Origin of the sequence: Streptomyces sp. NPDC057939 (assembly GCF_042887545.1) — a bacterium.
Lineage (GTDB): Bacteria > Actinomycetota > Actinomycetes > Streptomycetales > Streptomycetaceae > Streptomyces.
Window position 1 is genome coordinate 38,172 of record NZ_JBHVPG010000003.1, and the last position, 18,295, is coordinate 56,466.

The window sequence follows — 18,295 nt, forward strand, 5'->3', positions numbered from 1 at the left end:
GTCACGCGCCGTCTCCTCTCGCCGCACGTCACTGGCACACCGCGGGCGGGTCCGCGCGACGGGCACCTGGCGGGGGTTCCTCCGACGGGGTTCGGAGCCGGTGCCTCGCGGGATGGGGGCGGGACGGGATGGACCGCGGGCGGTCAGGACTTGGTGGAGGTGAGGACGCCGATCTTGTCGAGGCGGTGTTCGGGGTTGTTCTGGGCGTCCCGCCAGAAGTTGCCCGCCGCGTCGTCCTCGGGGGTGAGGCAGGTGGTGACGGTGATCATCGCCCGGAGGGGCACGGCACCGGGAGAGCCGGGAACCGCGGCGCGCTGTGCCGCCATGGAGGCCGGTTGCCGGAAGGAGGTGGTCCGGGTCGTGGTGATCGTGTACTGGTACGTGACTCCGTCAGCGGTGATGAACACCGAGGAGCCCGTCGGCAACGACGGCAGGTCCCGCAGCGGCCCGCCCGCGGCGACCCGGTGGCCGGTGACGATGTAGTTGCCGATCTCGCCCGGGCCGGCCCCGCCCTCGGGGCCGTGCGGGCTGGCGGCCAGGCCGCGGTCCTGGATACGGGTGCCCGGGGCGTCGTCGGGGCTGCCCTGGTACGGGACGACGGGGAGGTCGGTCAGGCCGATCGCGGGGATGGACATCACTGCCGTCCCGGTGCTGCGGGACTCGACCCGTTCGGCGGCGGCCACCGGAGCCGCGGCGGGGGCGAGCAGTGCGGTGCAGGCGGCTCCGGCGACGAGGAGCAGGCGCGGTGACATGGCGGCCTCACCGGTCCCGGTGGAGCACGACGGCGGGGCCGGGGCGGCGTCCGGGTCCGGTCCGGCGGGGACCGGGCGCCGACGGCGTGCGGAGCGAGGACGGCGTGCGGGGCGAGGACGGCGTGCGGGTCATGGCAGGGCTCCGATCGCGGAGGGGGCCGCCCCGGCCGCCGTCACGGGTGCTGTGGGACCCGCGTCTCGTCCGGAGCGGGGAGGTCGGCGGTCTCCGAGGGGGCGCCTACCCGCCACCACCCGCGAGAACCACCGTCCGGGACCGGGCCCGGCGGAACCGGGCCGCCCGCCCCGACGCTCAGCCGGGCAGGGCGTCGGCCGCCACGAGGCGGGAGCCCGCGTAGCACAGCCGGTACACGTCCACGGGGTCCAGGAGGTTGCCGTTCGAGCGGTAGAACGCGCACACCGTGCCGTCCGGCGCGGGCCGGGCCCTCACCGCGTCGGGTACGTGGCGGAACTCCTGGCTGGGCAGGGCGCGGGCGACCTCCGCCCGATCCTGGCCCGGCCGCAGGGTGGCGAAGGCGGTCGGCGTCAGGACGCAGGCGGTGAGCTGCTGGGCGAGGTACGCGACGCAGACCAGGGTCAGGAGGGCGAAGCCGGCCGGGACGGCGGCCGCGACGGCGAAACGGCGCCGGGCACTTCGCCGGGCCTCCGCGTGCCGGTGCGCGACACCCACGTCGGGCGGGCGCGCCGCGGGCGCCGCGGGGCGGGGTGGGGGGACCAGGTCCGGCAGGGTGGCGAGCAGTTCGTAGCCACCGTCGCGGGGGGCGGTGCGCAGGGTGCCGCCGATCAGCCGCACCCGTTCGCGCAGGCCCACCAGCCCGTGGCCGCCGCCCGCGGGGGTTCGGGCCGGTGGGGCGGCGGGGGCCGCGTTGCGGACCCGTACGACGGTCCTGCCGTCCCCGTGGGTGACGCCTATCCGGATCGCTGCCCCGGGGGCGTGTTTGAGGGCGTTGGTCACCGACTCCTGGACCACCCGGTACAGGGTGCGGTCCACGAGCGGGGACAGGGCCGGGGCCATGCCCTCTCGGCGGAGCTCCACCGGCGCGCCGGATTCCCGGACCCGCCGGACGAGGCCCTCCACCGACTCGGCGGACGAGGGCGTCAACGACGGCGCCGACGCCGGGTCCGGACCGGTGCCGTCGGCGCCGTGGGCGCCGTGGCCGCTCCCGTCCGCGCCGTGAGCACCACCGTCGGTGTCGTACCCGCCCTCGGGACCGGCCCTCAGGACGCCGATGGTGTCGCGCAGGTGGCCGACCGCGTCCGCGATCGTGGTCCGCAGCTCGGCGAGGTCCCGGCGGTCCTGGCCGGCCAGCGTCGGCGACAGTTCCAGGGCTCCCGCGCGCAGGGCGATGAGGCTCAGTTCGTGGCCCAGCGAGTCGTGCATGTCCGCCGCGATCCGTGCGCGTTCCCTGAGCCCTGCCCGCTCCGCGACGAACCGCTGCTGCCGCTCCAGGCTCCGTGCCCGCTGCCAGCCCCCGCGGACCAGGTGCCGCCGGGCCCGGCGGTACCGGCCGGCGAGCCAGGGCAGGACCAGCGCCACGGGCACCATCGACAGCGTGTAGAACCAGTACACGACGTCGACGTCCAAGACCGCGCACACCGCCAGGTCGAAGGCCGTGCAGGCCCCCAGCAGCGCGAGCGGTCCCCGGACGGCCGCCCGCCTGCTGCCGAGCAGGTACGCCATCACGGCGAGCGCCACCAGGTAGGGGCTGGCCGTCGGCACGGTGCGGGCGAGGCCCAGCGCGACGAGGGCGTTGGCGAGGAACACCGCCACCCCGGGCCTGCTGCGCCCGATGGGCACCGCTGCCGCCAGGACCAGCAGCGGCAGCAGCAGGGTGAGCACGGGTGACGGGTCGGACTGCTGCCGGTAGCCGTGGACGCCGGCCCCCGCCAGCACCGCCCACAGCGCCAAGTCCCGCGCGGCCCGCGCCCGTACCGTGCCCCTCGCCGCGCGGAATCCCGTCTCCCCCACCGCCGTGCCCCCTCGATCGTTGCGTCCTCCCCGCCCTGCGGGCGAGGCTACCGGCGGCTCCGCCGCGCCCTTCGGGCGCCCGGCGCCACGTTCGGAACACGCCCTACGCGTCGCGGCGGCGCAGTACGAGCCGACCGGCCAGGTGGGCGGCCCCGGTCCACGCCACCATGATCAGGAGCCCGACCGGGCGCGGGTATGGCGCCCCGTCCGCACCGAGCATGAAGTGGCCGCCGGACGTCTGCGGCAGATGGTCGTTGACCGCCAGCAGGAACTCACCGCCCAGGCCCGTGCAGATGCTCGGGAGGACGGAGACCAGGACGAAGACGGCGGACAGCGCTCCGGCGGCGGTCCGTACGACGAACGCCGTGCCGACGGTCAGCACCGCGACCAGCGCGCAGTACGCGCCGACGGCCAGGGTCTGCCCGGCCGCCTCGGCCGCGTCGAAGGAGGCGTGCCCGCGGAAGGGGATCCGGGCGACGGCCATGCCGAGCACCGAGAAGGAGATTCCGGCGGCGAAGGCGACAGCGGCCGCGACGAGCGCCTTCGCCAGCTGCACCCGGTGCCTGACGGGAACCCAGAGGAGCGAGCTGCGGATGCTGCCCGTCCCGTACTCGCTCGTCACCATCACCATCGCCATGACGATCACGGTGAACTGGCCGAGCATCACCGACGAGACCGGGGCGTTGCCGAGCGGCTGGACCGGTTTGTCGTTGATCCGGGCCACCGCGCCGTAGTAGTAGGTGAACACGCCCGTCAACAGGAAGCCCACGAGGAGGCAGACGTACGGGGTGCGCAGGGACCACAGCTTGGCCCACTCCGCTCCGACGGCTCCACCGAACCCCCCGCCGAACCCCCGGCCGGAGGGGCCGCCGGCGGACCGCTTCCCCGGTCCGGTCCCGACGGCGGTTCCGGCCCGCGCCCCGGCCCCTGTCACGACGCCCTCGGCGCTCCCGGCGTTCCCTGTGCTCTCGGTGCTTTCCGTGCTCTCAGTGCCTCCGGCCTTCGGCATGCCGTTCACCCCCGTGACTTCCTGTGCGGTTCCCCGTCGCCGGCGGCGTTGCCCGCGACCCCGTACTCCAAGCTGTGCGCGGTCAGTTCCATGTACGCCTGCTCCAGTGAGGCCGGTACGCCGTCCAGTCGGTGGAGCCGGATGCCGAGCCGGTGGGCCAGGTCTCCGACCTCCCCGGTGGTCAGTCCCCGGACGGCGATCTCGTCCCGCTCGCCGCCGACCGGCTCCGCGGTCACACCTGCGTACGAGGTCAAGTGGTCAATCAGCGTGCGCAGTTCGGACGGCTCCGGCACCCGTACCCGTACCGAGGCCGAAGCGCTCCGGGTCAGGAACTCGGCCATGGTGGTGTTCGCGAGCAGCCGGCCCCGCCCGATGACGACGAGTTGGTCGGCCGTGAGCTGCATCTCGCTCATCAGGTGGCTGGACAGGAGGACGGTCCTGCCCTGCGCGGCCTGTGCCCTCACGAGTTCGCGGATCCAGCGGACCCCGTCGGGGTCGAGGCCGTTGACCGGCTCGTCGAGGACGAGGACCTGCGGGTCGCCCAGCAGGGCCCCGGCGACACCGAGTCGTTGGTGCATGCCGAGCGAGAACGACCCAGCGCGCCGCCGGGCCACTTTGGCGAGGCCCACCGTTTCGAGCACCTCGTCCACCCTGCGGGTGGGAATGCCGTTGCTGCGGGCCTGTGCGATCAGGTGGCCGCGGGCGGAGCGGGCGGGGTGCAGGGCCTTCGCGTCGAGGAGCGCGCCCACTTCGCGCAGGGGGTGGCGGATCGCCGCGTACGGCCGGCCGCCGATGAGCGCCTCGCCGGTGGTGGGGTGGTCGAGGCCGAGGACCATGCGCATGGTGGTCGACTTCCCGGCCCCGTTGGGGCCGAGGAAGCCGGTCACCCGTCCCTCCTCGATGTCCAGCGTCAGGCCGTCGACGGCGACGGTGTCGCCGTAGCGTTTGGTGAGCCTTCTCAGGGTGATCACTGCGGTCCCTTCGGTGTTTCCGGTACGGGAACGACCGTAGGAAGCGTCGGGGTGGGTGCGCGTCACCCCGGAGGCGGTGGCCGCTGCCCCTACTTTCGTCGGGGGTCCCCCTCCGAACGGCCGGTCCGTGGCACGTCGTTAGACTGCGCCGATGGTTCAGGTGCTGATCGCGGACGACGAGGCGATGGTCCGGGCGGGCGTGCGGGCGATCCTGGCGCGGGACGCCGCGATCGAGGTCGTCGCCGAGGCGGCCGACGGGCACGAGGCCGTCGAGGCGGTGCGCAGGCACCGGCCGGCGGTCGCACTGCTGGACATCCAGATGCCGGGCCTCGACGGCATCGCGGCGTGTGCGCGGATCCACCGCGACCTGCCCGGGACGGCGGTCGTCATGCTGACCACGTTCGGCGAGGACGAGTTCATCGACCGCGCCCTGCGGGAAGGTGCGAGCGGGTTCCTGCTCAAGGCGGACGACCCCCGGGAGCTGTTGACCGGGGTGCACGCGGTCGCCGCCGGTGGGGCGTACCTGTCGCCCCGCGTCGCCGCGCGGGTCGTCGCCGGGCTGCGCGACGGCCGGTCCCGGGGCGGGTTGCCGCCGCGTCGGCCGGTGGAACGGCTCACGGAGCGGGAGCGCGACGTCCTCGCCCTGGTCGGGGCCGGGCTGTCCAACGCCGAGATCGCCGGCCGGCTGATGGTGGTCGAGGCCACGGTGAAGGCCCACGTCAGCGCCGTCCTCGGCAAACTGGGCGCCCGCAACCGGGTGGAGGCCGCGATCGTCGCGTACGAGGCCGGGCTCACCGGTCCGTGAGGGGGGTGCCGCACACCGCCCGCGTGCTGGGCAGTGAGGGAACCGGCCGCGGTGCGGGGGTGCCGCCCGCCCCCAAGGGGACGGCCGGCGGGGATCAGGCGAAGAGCGCGGTGATGCGCTGGAGCGGAACGAACTTGAAGTTCTGGTTGCCGCTGTTGCCGGGGGCGCCGTTGGAGCCGTCCTGACAGATGAAGACGCCCTGCGGGAAGGCCGGCCCGAGGTTGGCGGCGGTGGCGTCGATGCCGTCGGTGTCCTCGCAGTCGTCGGTCGTGGTTCCGTTGGCTACGGAGAACCGGCCGAGGTAGGCGCGGGTGGTGCGGTCGTAGACGGTGAAGTCGTTGCTGCCCTGGGAGGACACGTAGATCCGGTTGCCGGCGGCGGCGATGCCCTCGGCGTCGGCGGTGATGTGGCCGCCGGAGCCGGTGGAGTCCAGTTTGGTGCGGGAGGTACCGGCGGTGGGCTCGGCGCCGTACACCCAGACGCCGACGTCCTCCTCGCCGAGGTAGAGCTTGCCGGTGGTCTCGTCCGCGTAGCAGCCCTCGACGGCGGAGCCCGCGTCCCACAGGCGTACGGAGGTGGCGGTCACCGCGTCGCCGGTCACGGCCAGTTCCCACTGCTCGACCCGGCCGGAGGTCGAGTTGGGGAAGGCGTACAGCTTCCCGGAGGCGGGTGAGGTGTAGAGGCAGATGCCGTGGGCGGTGACCTCGGTGGGGACGTCCTCGAGGTGTCGCAACTGCCGTGTGGCCGGGTCGATGCGGTAGACGTGCATGGCTCCGTCGCCGCCCGCCGCCTCGTCGTCCGCGGAGACGACGATGTTCCCGCGCAGGTCGACGTTGTTGCCGTGGTCGCCGTTGATCCGCTGTATCCGGGTGCCGGCGAGGTCGTGGACCTCCAGGGCGCCCTTCTTGTCCGTGGCCACGACCACGGACTTGGCGGGGTCCGTCGGATGGACCCAGACGGCGGGGTCGTCGGCCGCGTCACCGCTGTGCGAGACCGGGGCGGTCTCGACGGTCGCGGTGACGGAGACGGACGCTGCGTGCGCGGGGGCGGCCGCCAGGATGAGGGCCGCGAGGGCGGCGGGCAGGACGGCCGTACGGACGGAGGCGGTGAAGGACACCGGATTCCCTTCCCTTGCGGATGACGGACGCCGGGAGCCTAGGGAGGCGTTGCGACCACGGCGTGAACGTCGGCTGAACGGCCTTGTGCTGCCCGCCCGTCGGTCCGGCGGACCTCAGCAGAGGCCCGGTTCCCCGCCCGTCGCACCGCACTCGGCGCCCCCGCCGCGGGCGACCTCCGCCCACAGGGTCGTCTCCACCTTGCCGAGCAGGCGGGCCAGCTCGTCCCGTTCCGTCTCGTCGAGGCCGTCCAGGGTCTGGCGCTCCAACTCGCCCCAGGCCCGGCGGACCTCGACGAGCAGACCACAGCTGCTGTCCGTCGCCTCCACCAGAGAGGCACGTCGGTCCGAAGGGTCCGGGCGGCGGCTCACATGGCCGGCGTGCTCCAGGCGCTGGAGCATCTTGGTCACGGTGGAGGGGTCCAGGCCGACCGTCTTGATCAGCTCGGACTGGCGGACGGCCCCGTTGTCCCACAGGTGCATCATCAGGAACTCCTGCCCCGGGTGCAGACCCAGGTCGCGCAGGGCCCGGCCCGCCGCGATCCGGTGGAGGCGGGCCACCCGGCTGATCGCGTGGCTCACCGGCCCTTCCAGCACGGCGCCGGGCACCGAACACTCCGGGGTGGCACGCGGTTCCTGGGCGGCTTCCGCGGTCATGGCGGCGCTCCTCCTCCGTCGGGACCGGCAGGTCCGGTCCATGGCCTTGCGATCTTCCGACCGTCCGGCCCGCCGGCCGCCGGCCCTCCGGCTTGGCCTCCGGCCTCCGGTCTCTGCTCTTCGTCATGAACTTTACCCGCCCCGGAAATTTTACCTTGGCCGGCCAAGTAATGAGGTACGCTGCTTCCACAGCCAATCATTGGCCGACCAATCATTCTGTGAGGCAGACATGACCAGCGCTTTCGACTCGGTACGCATCGCGGGCGACACCCTTCCCAACCGGATCGCCCTGGCGCCCATGACCCGCAGCCGGGCGGCGGACGGCGGCCTCGTGACCGACCTCGTCGCCGACTACTACACCCAGCGGGCCTCGGCCGGACTGCTCATCTCGGAGGGGATCCAGCCCTCCGTCGTCGGGCAGGGCTACCCCTTCACCCCGGGTCTGCACAACGCGGAGCAGATCGCCGCCTGGCGCCGGGTCACCGACGCCGTACACACGGCCGGCGGCCGGATCTTCGCCCAGCTGATGCACTCGGGCCGGATCGGCCACCCGTCTCTGCTGCCCGACGGCCTCGTGCCGGTCGCCCCCTCGGCCGTCGCACCCCAGGGCCAGGTCTTCACCGGTGACGGCCCCAAGGACTTCGTCACGCCGCGCGAGCTGACGGGCGCCGAGGTGCGGGCGACGATCGCCGACTACGCGGCCGCCGCCCGCAACGCCGTGGAGGCAGGATTCGACGGCGTCGAGCTGCACGGGGCGAACGGCTACCTGATCCACCAGTTCCTGGCGCCGGGCACGAACCTGCGGACGGACGAATGGGGCGGCACGACCGAGAACCGCATCCGCTTCGCCGTCGAGGTGGTCAAGGCCGTCGCCGCGGCGATCGGCGCCGAACGCACCGCGCTGCGCGTATCGCCCGGGAACCCGTACAACGACATCTCCGAGCCCGATCCGCAGCCCGTCTACGAGGCCCTGGTCAAGGAGATCGACGGGCTGGGACTGGCCTACCTGCACGTGATGGAGTACGGCCCCGACGCCCGGGAGGCCACCCTCGCGCTGCGCAAGCAGTTCACGGGGCCGCTCGTCCTGAACCCGGCGACCGAGGGACCCACCGACCACCGGGCGCTCGGCCTGATCGAGGACGGCACCGCGGACCTGCTGGCCTTCGGCGCCCTCTTCCTCGCCAACCCGGACCTGCCCGACCGCCTGCGCACCGAGGGCCCCTACAACGCCCCCGACCCGGCCACCTTCTTCGGCGGCGACGCCCGCGGCTACACGGACTACCCGGCCCGCTCGTAGCCCCACCGGGGACCACCCACGCCGCACGGGCCGGTGCGGCTCCGGGGATCGAGGGGGCGGGCCGGGGTGCGACCCCGTCGCAGCCTGGGTGGCCGAGCCGCACCCCGTACGCCGCACCTACCCACCGGTCGCGTTCCGTAACGTCATGGCCCTCGATCGGCCCGCGGGGTTTCGCCCGGTCCCGGCCGGGCAGCCGCCCGTCAGGCAGGCCCGCAGGCCGGGGGGACACCGGAGGAGGCAGCCATGGACGAGCAGGGCGGCGCCGGAGGCGTCCCACCGCACGACGGCCACCAGGCGCCCCGCAGACCGCGCCGCGGGCGCCCCGACGACGGGCGCACGCCCGCCGCCGACACGGACGAGGCGAGCCGGCTCGACCGGCCGCACCCCGCACCGGACGCGGGCTCGGGCCGCAAGCGCTGGGTGGGACCCACCGACGGCAAGGACGACGGATCCGCGACGCAGGGGAAGTGAGGCGGCGGCCATGGCCACGGAGAACATCTGGGGGTACCGGCGGGACGCGGGCCACGAGAGGGGCCTCGACCTGATCGGCTACAAGGTCGAGGCCACCGACGGCTCGATCGGGAAGATCGACAAGCACTCCGACGACGTCGGGGCCTCGTACCTGGTCGTCGACACCGGGGGCTGGATCTTCGGCAAGCACGTACTGCTACCGGCGGGCACGATCCGGCGGATCGATACGGCCGAGGAGGTGGTGTACGTCGAGCGGACCAAGGAACAGATCAAGAACGCTCCGGAGTACGACCACGCGAAGTACGAGGGCGACCCCAACCCGTTCGAGCAGTTCGCCCGCTACTACGGCCAGCCCCACATGTGACACATCGCGCCCCCGTCCGAGAGGCCGCACGGCTCACGCGGAGCGAAGTCACAGCGGACGCACGGCGAAGCAGGATGCGAGCACGGCGGACGCCTCACCAATCGCGGGTGGCGATCAGCTCCTCCACGTCCGCTCCCTCGAACCCGTAGGCCTGGGCGACCCGCCAGAAGTCCTCGGCGATCTCCTCCCGCGCCACCGTCTCGATGTCGCTGCCGGCGGCTTCGAACTCCGCCTGCAGGAGGTTGAACTCCTCCGTCGCGGCGTGGGTGAGCGCGTACAGGGCCGCCAGGTCGGAGGGCTGCTCGGCCTCGATCCGCCCGCACAGCCGCAGCAGGATCTCCTTGCCCTTGTCGACGACATGATCCGGGTAGTAGGAGTCCGCGTAGAGCTGCCGCAGGAAACCGTGCCGTGCCACCTGCTCGTTCGTGATCGTCATGACGCCACCGTCCGTTCGAAGTGAGGAATCGACGCACCGATCATGCGGGACGCCACTGACAACGGCCCACCGCCCGCGTGCCGCACGACCGTCGGCACGCGCCCTGCCGCGGCGTGCCGTTCCGGGGCTACCCTGCGGGAATGGAACGTGCTGAAGTCCTCAAGCGAGTGATCGGCATCCTGACCGAGGCCCAGGACATCCGTCGGGCGGTCGAGGCCGGGGAGGAGGACGACGGCCCCGGGGCGACGGCCGGGGTCGCCACGCAGCTCCTGAACGAGATGCTCCCGTCGATCAAGGTGCCCGCCGACGCCTCCCCCCAGGAGGTGGCCCGGGTGGTGGCGGTGGCCCTCGGCCCGGCCCTGCACACGATGGTCTCCGGGTTCAGCCTGGCCTTCACCAGCCTCGCCATCGCACACGACTCGGGCCGCACCGACGTCTCCTCGATCGAGGTGCTGCAACAGCTCGCGCTCGAAGTCCAGGCGGGCACCTACGACCAGGGGCCCTGAGCCGCTCCCGCGACCCGTGCGGGAATGCCGCCGCGCGACCCCGGGTAGGCGCCGCCCGCAGGAAGTGAGCGCACCCGACCCGAGGAGTCCCCATGCCGCGCGGTTCCAGCCCCAAGCGTGAACGCCAGTACGAGCACATCAAGGAGAGCGCCGAGGAACGCGGGGAGAGTCCCGGTCGCGCCAAGGAGATCGCCGCCCGTACCGTCAACAAGGAACGGGCCCGGGCGGGCGAATCGAAGACCGCGAGCCGGTCCTCGCTCCAGGACATGTCCTCATCCCGGCGCGGCGGACTGCACTCCCACAGCGGCGCGCAGGGGCCCACCAAGGAGCAGCTCTACAACGAGGCCAGGCAGCGGAACATCAAGGGCCGCTCGTCCATGGACAAGGCCGAACTGAAGCGTGCGCTCGGCAAATGAGACCCGTCCCGGGGCGCCTCCGCGTACGGCGGGCCCGGGCGGGGGCCGAATGCGGCCGTTCCGTGCCGGCCCTCATCCCCCGAGGGCCGGCACGGAACGCGCCGAACGGTGCCGCCTGCGGACTTGACCACCCCCGTGAGCAAAGTTAGCTGGCAGCTATCGGCGAGGTCCACGGTGACGGACTCCGGGCAGATTGTCAACTGACCGCTAATCTGCAAAACTGACGGATAGCTGAGAGCAATGCCGAGGAGGTGGAGGGAAGGGAGATGCGCAGTGTCCGAGACTGACGAACGACCGGTGCTGGCAGTACGCCTGGACAACCTCTTCAAGACGGTGCGTCCCAAGGGCAAGCACTGGACCAACGCGGAGGTCGCCGACGAGCTGAAGCGGGTCAACCCCGACCTCAAGGCCGGCGGTGTGTACCTGTCCCAGCTCCGCACGGGCAAGCGCGCCAACCCCTCACCCGACCTGCTGGCCGCTCTGGCCAAGTTCTTCGGGGTGTCCGTCGCCTACTTCTTCGACGACGAGGTCGCCGAGTCGGTGCTCAGCGAGGTCGCCGCCATCGAGGCGCTGCGCCAGGCCGGGGTCCGCTCCGTGGCGATGCGCGCGGCCGGCATGAAGAAGGAGAACCTCCAGGCCATCACGGCCATCATGGACCAGTACCGGCAGATGCAGGGCCTGCCGCCCGTCACCGACCCTGCGGAACCCGCGGACCCCGCGGCATCGGAGTGAGGGTCCCCGGGAAAGGCAGGGCGGCCGACCAGGACCGCCGCAGCCGCCTCAAGAAGCTCCGGAAGAACGGCGCGCGGCGCATAGCCGAGCTCGGCCTGCCCGACGGGGCCGACGTCGCCGAGCTCTGTCGCTACCTCGGCGATGTCCGGGAGCGGCCGATCACGCTCATACCGATGAAGATGCCGGCGTCCCAACCGTGCGGAATGTGGGTCGCCGCACGCGACGAGGACCTGATCTTCTACGACGCCAACACGACCGGCGCGCATCAGGAGCACATCGTCCTGCACGAGCTGGGGCACATCATCTGCCGCCACCGCGGCGCCGGCTGGCTGGACGAGGCGGGCTCCCGCTTCCTCTTCCCCAACCTCGACCCCGACCTCGTGCGGGACATGCTCCTGCGGGCGACCTACGACGACGTCCAGGAGCAGGAGGCCGAGGTCATCGCCTACCTCCTCTCCCAGCGCGTGGGCCGCACCGCGGAGGGCCCCTCCTCGGACGTGGGGGACGAGCGGTCCGGCAGGACGGAAATGCTCAACCGGATCGAACGCACGCTGTTCTGACCGCTCCGCCCCCTCCGATCGCTTGATCCCGCCCGACCGCTCGTGCCGCGCCGACCGCTCGCGCCGCGGCGGTCCCTCCGACGCCGCCGGCCGCGGGAGGCTTCGGTGGTCACGGCCGACGTGCCGCGTCGGCAAGTCGTTCCCGCCACCAACCGACCGTCGCCTTGGCCTGCTGGTCGAGGGGCGTGGCCCGCACTTCGAACGCCGCCTCGTAGGCGCTCGCGTCGATGACGAACGGGCTCGTGAACTGGTGTCGGATCTCCTTCAGTTCGCGCAGCAGCGGCGAGAAGAGCCCGCCCACTGTCAGTACCGCCGCCGGGAGTCCGCGCACCGGGACGGGGCCGGTCCCCGTCTCGGCGGCCAGCCGCTCCACCATCTGCCGTACCGACAGGGCGGGTTCCGTGGGAACGTGCCAGGCCCGGCCCCAGGCCCGCTCCGTGCCGGCGACCTCGGCCAGGGCCCTGGCCACGTCGGGCAGGTACGTCCAGCTGTGCGGCGCGTCCGGGTCGCCGAGCGTCGAGACGGGCCGGCCGCGCAGCAGCGCCGGCATGACGCGTGCGGCGAGGTGGCCGCCGTCGGTCACGCCGGGTCCGAAGAAGTCGCAGGCCCGTACCTCGACCGCCCTGATACGGCCCTGTTCGTGCAGGGTGCGGGCCTGCTCCCAGGCGGCGGCCCGGACCCGCCCCTTGTGGCCGGTCGCCGACAGCGGGAGGTCCTCGGTCATCGGGCCGTCCACCGGCCCGTACCCGTAGAGGTTGCCGAGCATGACGAGGACCGCCCCGGTCGCCTCCGCGGCGGCGCACGCCGAGGCGGCTAGCGGCGGCAGGTCGCTCGCCCAACGGTCGTACGGCGGCGCGGCGCACTGGAGGATCGCGTCCGCGCCCTCCGCCACCCCGGTCAGCCCGGCCGGGTCCGTCGCGTCCAGGGCGACGTGCTCGATCCCGGGCTCCGCCGCGCGGCCCGACCTGGTCACCACCCGCACCGCGTGCCCCTGCTCCACGAGCAGGCGGGCGGTTGCCGCCCCGGCGGCCCCGAATCCCATCACCACGTAACAACTCACCGGAACACCCTACGGGTTGCCCCCGGTCGAAGCGGGCGGACGGACGGGCCCGCTCCCCCACCCCGCTCACCCCTGCGCGCCCTCCCGGCCCGGCTCCTGGCCGCGGTCGGCCGTCAGCTTCCACAGGGGCGCCGCCCGTGGTACGGAGAGTCCGGCGCGCAGGTCGTCGAACAGCAGCCGGCCCTCCGTGGGGGTGAGTTCGAGTTCCTCGGCGATCCTGCGGGTGGTGACGTACTCGATGCCCCCGGCCAGCGTGTCGCGTTCCCAGGCCGCGAAGCGGGACCGGAGCGTCGCCGCGCTCGGAGGAGCGGTCCGCGTGGCGTGCGGCGTGCGCGGCGTTCCCGCGCGTTCGGACTCAGCGGCGCGCCCACGTTCGCGTTCGATCTCCGAGAACCCGCAGACCTCGCGGGAGGCCTCCTCGGCGGCGTCGAGGGTCGTGGAACCTTCCAGGGCGCGGGCCAGGGGGCTGAGTTCGAGCGTGCGTCGCAGGCCGAGGCGGTGGACGCCGCGGGAGGCCTCGTCCAGGACGAGGGGGGCGGGGGCGTCGCGGGTTCCGCAGACGCCGCGCACCCCGCGGGCGGCGGCGACGAGCATCGCGCTCGCCTCCGAAGGGTGCCAGTCGAAGACCCCGAGCACGCCTTCGGTGTGCTCGGCGGTGAGGGCGAAGGCCGGTTCTCCGAGCCGGGGCACGAGCGCGGACAGGGGCACCTCGTTGTCGAGGCCGGGCCCGGCGACGTACACGCTGGTGGGCATGCCGGTGGCCGCGCAGGCGGCGACGGCGAGGGCGTCGCCGAGGGGGCTGCGCAGGGTGGGTTCGTCGCCGTGGGCCACGATGTCGCCACCGACGTCGACGAGGTCGATGCGCTCGGCTCCGCACCAGCGGGCTGCCGCGGCGATCTGGCGGGCCAGGCCGACCGCACCCCCGTACGGGTCCAGCAGCCCGAGTCGGGGGCGCAGTGCGGCGGCCAGGGGCGGCAGGAGCGAACCGGCCGGCGGGACGGGCCTGGTGCCGGGGGTGACCAGGGCGAGACCGGGCGCGGCCGGCTCCGTACCGGTGAAGTCCGCGGGGCGGCGCGGCCCCGGGACCGGGTCGACGACGAGGCGCTCCCAGGCATAGGTCAGGACGAGGGCGGGGGCGGTGGCCCCGTGGAGGGCGGCGTGAACCATCGCCGCCGTGATGGCGTCGCCGCCACCGCCCGCCGCGATGAGAAGTCGCTTGGTGGTCATGGCGGACACGAATATCCCGGCGAGCGGCGCACCGCCACCCGTCCGGACCGCCCACAGGACGACATTCGTGGAGGAAGGCGACCTACTTCCGGAAAGAACATATGAACCTCCATACGGCGAAAGCCATCTCATGGGAATTCCACTACAGAGATCGACGCGGAGGGCGACCTAAAGTGACGCCCTGTCACGAACAGTGCGTCCGTTCGATCTGAAAGCAGGTCAATTCCCGTGGTGCAAAAGACCGTTGCGCTCCCGATGCCGGCCCTCCGCGGCTCCCTTCCGCTCACCGAGCCCGACACCCCGTACGAGCAGTACGTGTACGCCTACCCCCACCAGAAGGCGTACCGCCTGCTGGACGACGGCCCGCTGTTGAGCGAGCTCTGGAGCAAGGAAAGGCTCGACACGCTGTCGCTGTACGCGCACATACCCTTCTGCGAGATGCGTTGCGGTTTCTGCAACCTGTTCACCCGCACCGGGGCCCCCGAGGAGGTCACGGGCGCGTTCCTGGACACCTTGGAACGGCAGGCCCGGGTGACGCGTGAGGCCCTGGAGGCCCAGGGGGCGCCGATCCGGTTCACGTTGGCGGCGTTCGGCGGTGGGACGCCCACGTACCTCACGGCGGACGAGCTGACGCGGCTCTGCGACATCAGCGAGAACGTCATGGGCGCCGATCTGAGGGCCGCCTCCTGGTCGGTGGAGACCTCGCCGGCCACGGCGACCGCCGATCGGATCGCCGTCCTGTCCGAGCGGGGCGCGACCCGGTTGAGCATCGGTGTGCAGTCCTTCATCGACGAGGAGGCGCGCGCCGCCGTACGTCCGCAGAAGCGCGAGGAGGTCGAGAGCGCCCTCGCCCTGCTGAAGGAGGCCCGGTTCCCGATCCTCAACATCGACCTCATCTACGGCATCGACGGGCAGACCGAGCGCACGTTCAAGGTGTCGCTGGACGCCGCGCTCGCCTGGGAGCCCGAGGAGGTGTACCTCTACCCGCTGTACGTGCGCCCGCTGACCGGACTCAGCAGCCGGCACGCCAAGACCTTGCAGGACTGGAACGACCAACGGCTGCGGCTCTACCGCTTCGGCCGCGACCACCTTCTTTCCGCCGGGTACGAGCAGACGTCGATGCGGGTCTTCCGGCGGCTGGGGACCGCCGCCGTGGAGGACGCCGACGGCAGCAGCATCAGTGAGTACAACCAGCAGGCCGGCATGGTCGGACTCGGCGTCGGCGCCCGTTCGTTCACCACCGACCTGCACTACACGACCGACTACGCGGTGGCCGTGCCCGAGGTGCGGCGCATCATCGACGACTACATCGCCACCCCCACCGAGCAGTTCCGGCGCGCGCAGTGGGCGTTCCGGATGGACGAGGGCGAACGGCGCCGCATGTACGTGCTCCAGCAACTGCTGGAGTCGACCGGCCTGCACGCCGCCGGCTACGAGCAGCAGTTCGCCACCCGCTTCGAGGACGACTTCGCGCCGCAGCTCGGCGCCCTGTTGGAGAAGAGGTGGGTGCGGGAGACCGACGGGTCGTTCGGGCTGACCCTGGAGGGGATGGCCTGGGCCGACGCGGTCGGGCCCATGTTCTTCTCCTCCCGGGTGCGCGACAACATGACGTCCTACCAAGACCGTTAGGGAGCACCGGGGCTACCCGAAGGCACCTCCCGGACGCCCACCGGGTCCGGAGCGGCCGCGGCCCGCCGGCGTTCCGGCAGCGAGACGAGGACGAGCCCGGCCAGCAGCAGGGCGCCACCGGCAGCGGCGAGCGGTCCGGGCCGCTCGCCGAGGAACACCACTCCGAGCACGGTGGCGACCAACGGTTCGGTCAGGCTCAACGTTCCCGTCGTGGCCGCGCCGAGGCGCCCCACGCCCCTGGTGAACAGCAGGTAGCCGAGGGCGGTCGTACCCAGGCCCAACCAGCCGATCAGTGCGACCGCCCGCGGGGCGGTCAGTCCCTCGGGGTCGATCAGAAGGTACGGGGAGACCAGCAGCCCCGCGCACAGCACGCTCACCGGCGCCGCGGCCCCGAGGTCCACGCCGAGGGAGCCCAGTTCCTTCGTCGCGGCGATGTACACGCCGAAGCTCGCGCCGGCCACCATGCCGCAGACCACGCCCACCGCGTCCGCGCGGGCCCCGCTGCCGGGCAGCAGCAACAGGCCGATCCCGACCACGGCGCAACCCGTCCCCCACAGCCACCGCCGGGTCGGCCGCTCGCCGGAGAGCAGGCGCGCGCACAGGCCGCCGACCACCGGCACGGTCCCGAAGGCGACGGCGGTCGCGAGGGCGGCGCCCGTACGCTCCACCGCCTGGAGGAAGCAGACCTGGAAGGCGGCCGTCACCAGCACGCTCAGCACCAGCCACCGGGCCGCTCCGGGCCGGCGCAGGGTCCGCAGTCCGGCGGGGCGTACGGTCAGCAGGCTGAGCACGATCCCGCCGAGCAGCATCCGGGCCGCCCCCAGGGACACCGGGTGGGCACCCGTGTCGGCCCAGATCTGAGCCGGCCCCACCGTTCCCCACAGCACCGCCGCCACCAGTACGGACGTCACCGCGCCCGCCACTCCGCCACCACCGAGATCACGCATCGCACGAACGTATCCGGGCCGGACCGACCGGCCCCACTGGGGAATTCCACGAGATTCCGGACGTGTCCCCGGCCCCGTCGGTGGATTCGCACGAGTCCACCCGCCCGGATGCGCCGGGCGGGGCGGTCCGTCGGATCGGCGGCGGTCCGTCGGGGCGGGGCGGTCCGTCCGGGCGGGGCGGTCTGTCGGGGCGGGCGTCGCGCGGGCCACACTGGGCTTCCGGGACCGAGGGGTCCCCCGAGTCCGCGGAGGTGACGGGGCGTTGGCAGGTGAATCCCGGCAGCAGTCCGATCCGGTCGTACGGCCCCCGGTGTGGGAGACGTACGGACCGGCCGACCTCAGTGCCGTGCCCGTGTTCTCCGGAGGGTTCATCAACTTCGGCTACTGGAAGGGCGTCGATCTCGAAGGCCCCCTGACGGAGGCCGACCGGATCCGCAGCGAGCAGGACCTCTACCGGCACGTCCTGGACGCCGCCGGCCCGCACAAGGGCCAGGTCATGGAGGTCGGTTGCGGCCTCGGCGTCGGCTGCGCGCTCGCCCTGGAGGAGTACCGGCCGGCCCGGATCACCGGGGTCGACATCCACCCCCAGCAGCTCCGGCGCGCCCGGGACGTCAATGCCCCGTTGCTGGAGGCCCGGCCGGACCGGCTGCGTTTCGCCCTGGGCGCCGCCGAGAGCCTGCCGTTCGGCGACGGGGAGTTCGACTGCCTCTACAGCGTCGAGGCCGCCCAGCACTTCCCGGACCTGTTCGCGTTCGCCCGGGAAGCGGCCCGTGTCCTGCGCCCCGGCGGCCGGGTCGCGGTCGCCAGCTTCTTCACCGTGGACGGCACCCCCGCCCAGGCCGACCGGCTCGCCGGCCTGCTCGACTCGTACGCCAACGGCCTGGACATCGCCCGTCCCGTGTCCCAACTCGCCGACGCGCTGACCGGCTCCGGGCTCGTCGACGTCCGGACCCGCTCGATCGGGCCGCAGGTGTGGCCCGGCTGGGACCGCTGGCTCTCGCGGCTCTGGGAGCCCGGCACCTGGCCCAGGAACTTCCTGGCCGCCTGGGAGGAGCGGGTCCTGGACTACTACGTGGTCACCGCCACCCGGCCGTAGCGGCCGGAGCAGGACAGCGGAAAGCCCCGGTCTCCGTGAGGAGACCGGGGCCGATCCGAGCGCTGGGCAGGCCTTGCACCTACATTTCCCCGCGGGAAGCGGGGCGTCTTTCCTTGGACCACCAACGCAGGTCCCGCCGGCGCCGACCTCGGCCGCGGGAACAAGATCAATGTAGCGCACGCAACCGGCTCCGCACAACCGCACGCCGCCCACCCGCACGCCCTCCCACCTGCACACCTGTCCTGGGCACAGCCCGTCC

Annotated in this window: 20 protein-coding genes; 10 read left to right on the forward strand and 10 right to left on the reverse strand. The window is 73.1% G+C overall.

What is annotated here, in order from left to right:
* Window positions 1-143 precede the first annotated feature (143 nt).
* The 4 genes from ACFVS6_RS04515 to ACFVS6_RS04530 all read right to left on the reverse strand — a co-directional run bounded on the left by ACFVS6_RS04515 (window position 144) and on the right by ACFVS6_RS04530 (window position 4,719).
* On the reverse strand, window positions 144-752 hold the full coding sequence (locus ACFVS6_RS04515; RefSeq protein ID WP_389700558.1) for a sortase domain-bontaining protein: 609 nt from the start codon (window positions 750-752) through the stop codon (window positions 144-146).
* 310 nt (window positions 753-1,062) lie between these two features.
* Window positions 1,063-2,739, reverse strand: a complete 1,677-nt coding sequence (locus tag ACFVS6_RS04520) for a sensor histidine kinase (RefSeq protein WP_389700560.1) — start codon at window positions 2,737-2,739, stop codon at window positions 1,063-1,065.
* A gap of 103 nt (window positions 2,740-2,842) precedes the next feature.
* Window positions 2,843-3,748 carry an ABC transporter permease gene (locus tag ACFVS6_RS04525; RefSeq protein WP_389700562.1) on the reverse strand — a complete coding sequence of 302 codons (906 nt, stop codon included), beginning with the start codon at window positions 3,746-3,748 and terminating at the stop codon, window positions 2,843-2,845.
* A 5-nt stretch (window positions 3,749-3,753) separates the two neighbouring features.
* Window positions 3,754-4,719, reverse strand: a complete 966-nt coding sequence (locus tag ACFVS6_RS04530) for an ABC transporter ATP-binding protein (protein WP_389700564.1) — start codon at window positions 4,717-4,719, stop codon at window positions 3,754-3,756.
* A gap of 151 nt (window positions 4,720-4,870) precedes the next feature.
* Here ACFVS6_RS04530 and ACFVS6_RS04535 point away from each other — a divergent pair, with 151 nt between their 5' ends.
* Window positions 4,871-5,524, forward strand: a complete 654-nt coding sequence (locus tag ACFVS6_RS04535) for a response regulator (protein WP_389700566.1) — start codon at window positions 4,871-4,873, stop codon at window positions 5,522-5,524.
* A gap of 94 nt (window positions 5,525-5,618) precedes the next feature.
* Here the strand turns inward: ACFVS6_RS04535 and ACFVS6_RS04540 are convergent, their stop codons facing one another.
* Together ACFVS6_RS04540 and ACFVS6_RS04545 are read right to left on the reverse strand one after the other, a co-directional pair.
* On the reverse strand, window positions 5,619-6,641 hold the full coding sequence (locus ACFVS6_RS04540) for a phytase (protein ID WP_389700569.1): 1,023 nt from the start codon (window positions 6,639-6,641) through the stop codon (window positions 5,619-5,621).
* Window positions 6,642-6,755: 114 nt separating this feature from the next.
* Window positions 6,756-7,295 carry a MarR family winged helix-turn-helix transcriptional regulator gene (locus ACFVS6_RS04545; protein ID WP_389700570.1) on the reverse strand — a complete coding sequence of 180 codons (540 nt, stop codon included), beginning with the start codon at window positions 7,293-7,295 and terminating at the stop codon, window positions 6,756-6,758.
* Between the two features lie 229 nt (window positions 7,296-7,524).
* On the opposite strand from ACFVS6_RS04545, the gene ACFVS6_RS04550 reads away from it, so the two are divergent.
* The 3 genes from ACFVS6_RS04550 to ACFVS6_RS04560 all read left to right on the forward strand — a co-directional run bounded on the left by ACFVS6_RS04550 (window position 7,525) and on the right by ACFVS6_RS04560 (window position 9,427).
* Window positions 7,525-8,592 carry an alkene reductase gene (locus ACFVS6_RS04550; protein ID WP_389700571.1) on the forward strand — a complete coding sequence of 356 codons (1,068 nt, stop codon included), beginning with the start codon at window positions 7,525-7,527 and terminating at the stop codon, window positions 8,590-8,592.
* Window positions 8,593-8,835: 243 nt separating this feature from the next.
* Complete coding sequence (locus tag ACFVS6_RS04555) at window positions 8,836-9,063, forward strand: hypothetical protein (RefSeq protein ID WP_389700573.1); 228 nt, start codon at window positions 8,836-8,838, stop codon at window positions 9,061-9,063.
* A gap of 10 nt (window positions 9,064-9,073) precedes the next feature.
* The gene (locus tag ACFVS6_RS04560; RefSeq protein ID WP_389700575.1) at window positions 9,074-9,427 is read left to right on the forward strand and encodes a PRC-barrel domain-containing protein; all 354 of its coding nucleotides are present in this window, start codon (window positions 9,074-9,076) and stop codon (window positions 9,425-9,427) included.
* Between the two features lie 94 nt (window positions 9,428-9,521).
* Here the strand turns inward: ACFVS6_RS04560 and ACFVS6_RS04565 are convergent, their stop codons facing one another.
* A complete protein-coding gene (locus tag ACFVS6_RS04565; RefSeq protein WP_389700576.1) occupies window positions 9,522-9,863 on the reverse strand; it encodes a DUF5713 family protein in 342 nt (113 codons plus the stop codon).
* A 140-nt stretch (window positions 9,864-10,003) separates the two neighbouring features.
* Between ACFVS6_RS04565 and ACFVS6_RS04570 the strand changes: the two genes are divergently transcribed.
* From ACFVS6_RS04570 to ACFVS6_RS04585, 4 genes are all read left to right on the forward strand, one after another.
* Window positions 10,004-10,369, forward strand: a complete 366-nt coding sequence (locus ACFVS6_RS04570) for a hypothetical protein (RefSeq protein WP_389700578.1) — start codon at window positions 10,004-10,006, stop codon at window positions 10,367-10,369.
* 92 nt (window positions 10,370-10,461) lie between these two features.
* Complete coding sequence (locus ACFVS6_RS04575) at window positions 10,462-10,785, forward strand: plasmid stabilization protein (RefSeq protein ID WP_389700579.1); 324 nt, start codon at window positions 10,462-10,464, stop codon at window positions 10,783-10,785.
* A gap of 273 nt (window positions 10,786-11,058) precedes the next feature.
* Window positions 11,059-11,517, forward strand: a complete 459-nt coding sequence (locus tag ACFVS6_RS04580) for a helix-turn-helix domain-containing protein (RefSeq protein ID WP_389700581.1) — start codon at window positions 11,059-11,061, stop codon at window positions 11,515-11,517.
* Entirely contained in the window at window positions 11,514-12,077 is a 564-nt protein-coding gene (locus ACFVS6_RS04585) for a toxin (RefSeq protein WP_389700583.1), read from the forward strand. The genes ACFVS6_RS04580 and ACFVS6_RS04585 overlap by 4 nt, the downstream gene beginning before the upstream one ends.
* A gap of 109 nt (window positions 12,078-12,186) precedes the next feature.
* Here ACFVS6_RS04585 and ACFVS6_RS04590 read toward each other — a convergent pair whose 3' ends face one another.
* Entirely contained in the window at window positions 12,187-13,137 is a 951-nt protein-coding gene (locus tag ACFVS6_RS04590) for an NAD-dependent epimerase/dehydratase family protein (protein WP_389700584.1), read from the reverse strand.
* Between the two features lie 66 nt (window positions 13,138-13,203).
* A complete protein-coding gene (locus ACFVS6_RS04595) occupies window positions 13,204-14,364 on the reverse strand; it encodes a DUF1152 domain-containing protein (protein WP_389700586.1) in 1,161 nt (386 codons plus the stop codon).
* 255 nt (window positions 14,365-14,619) lie between these two features.
* Here ACFVS6_RS04595 and ACFVS6_RS04600 point away from each other — a divergent pair, with 255 nt between their 5' ends.
* Window positions 14,620-15,993 (forward strand): STM4012 family radical SAM protein, encoded by a 1,374-nt coding sequence (locus tag ACFVS6_RS04600; RefSeq protein ID WP_389701123.1) that lies wholly within the window; start codon window positions 14,620-14,622, stop codon window positions 15,991-15,993.
* On the opposite strand, the gene ACFVS6_RS04605 is transcribed toward ACFVS6_RS04600, so the two are convergent.
* Window positions 15,990-16,940 carry a DMT family transporter gene (locus ACFVS6_RS04605; RefSeq protein WP_389700588.1) on the reverse strand — a complete coding sequence of 317 codons (951 nt, stop codon included), beginning with the start codon at window positions 16,938-16,940 and terminating at the stop codon, window positions 15,990-15,992. The genes ACFVS6_RS04600 and ACFVS6_RS04605 overlap by 4 nt on opposite strands.
* Window positions 16,941-17,202: 262 nt before the next feature.
* On the opposite strand from ACFVS6_RS04605, the gene ACFVS6_RS04610 reads away from it, so the two are divergent.
* The gene (locus tag ACFVS6_RS04610) at window positions 17,203-18,036 is read left to right on the forward strand and encodes a class I SAM-dependent methyltransferase (RefSeq protein WP_389700589.1); all 834 of its coding nucleotides are present in this window, start codon (window positions 17,203-17,205) and stop codon (window positions 18,034-18,036) included.
* The last annotated feature ends 259 nt before the right edge of the window (window positions 18,037-18,295 follow it).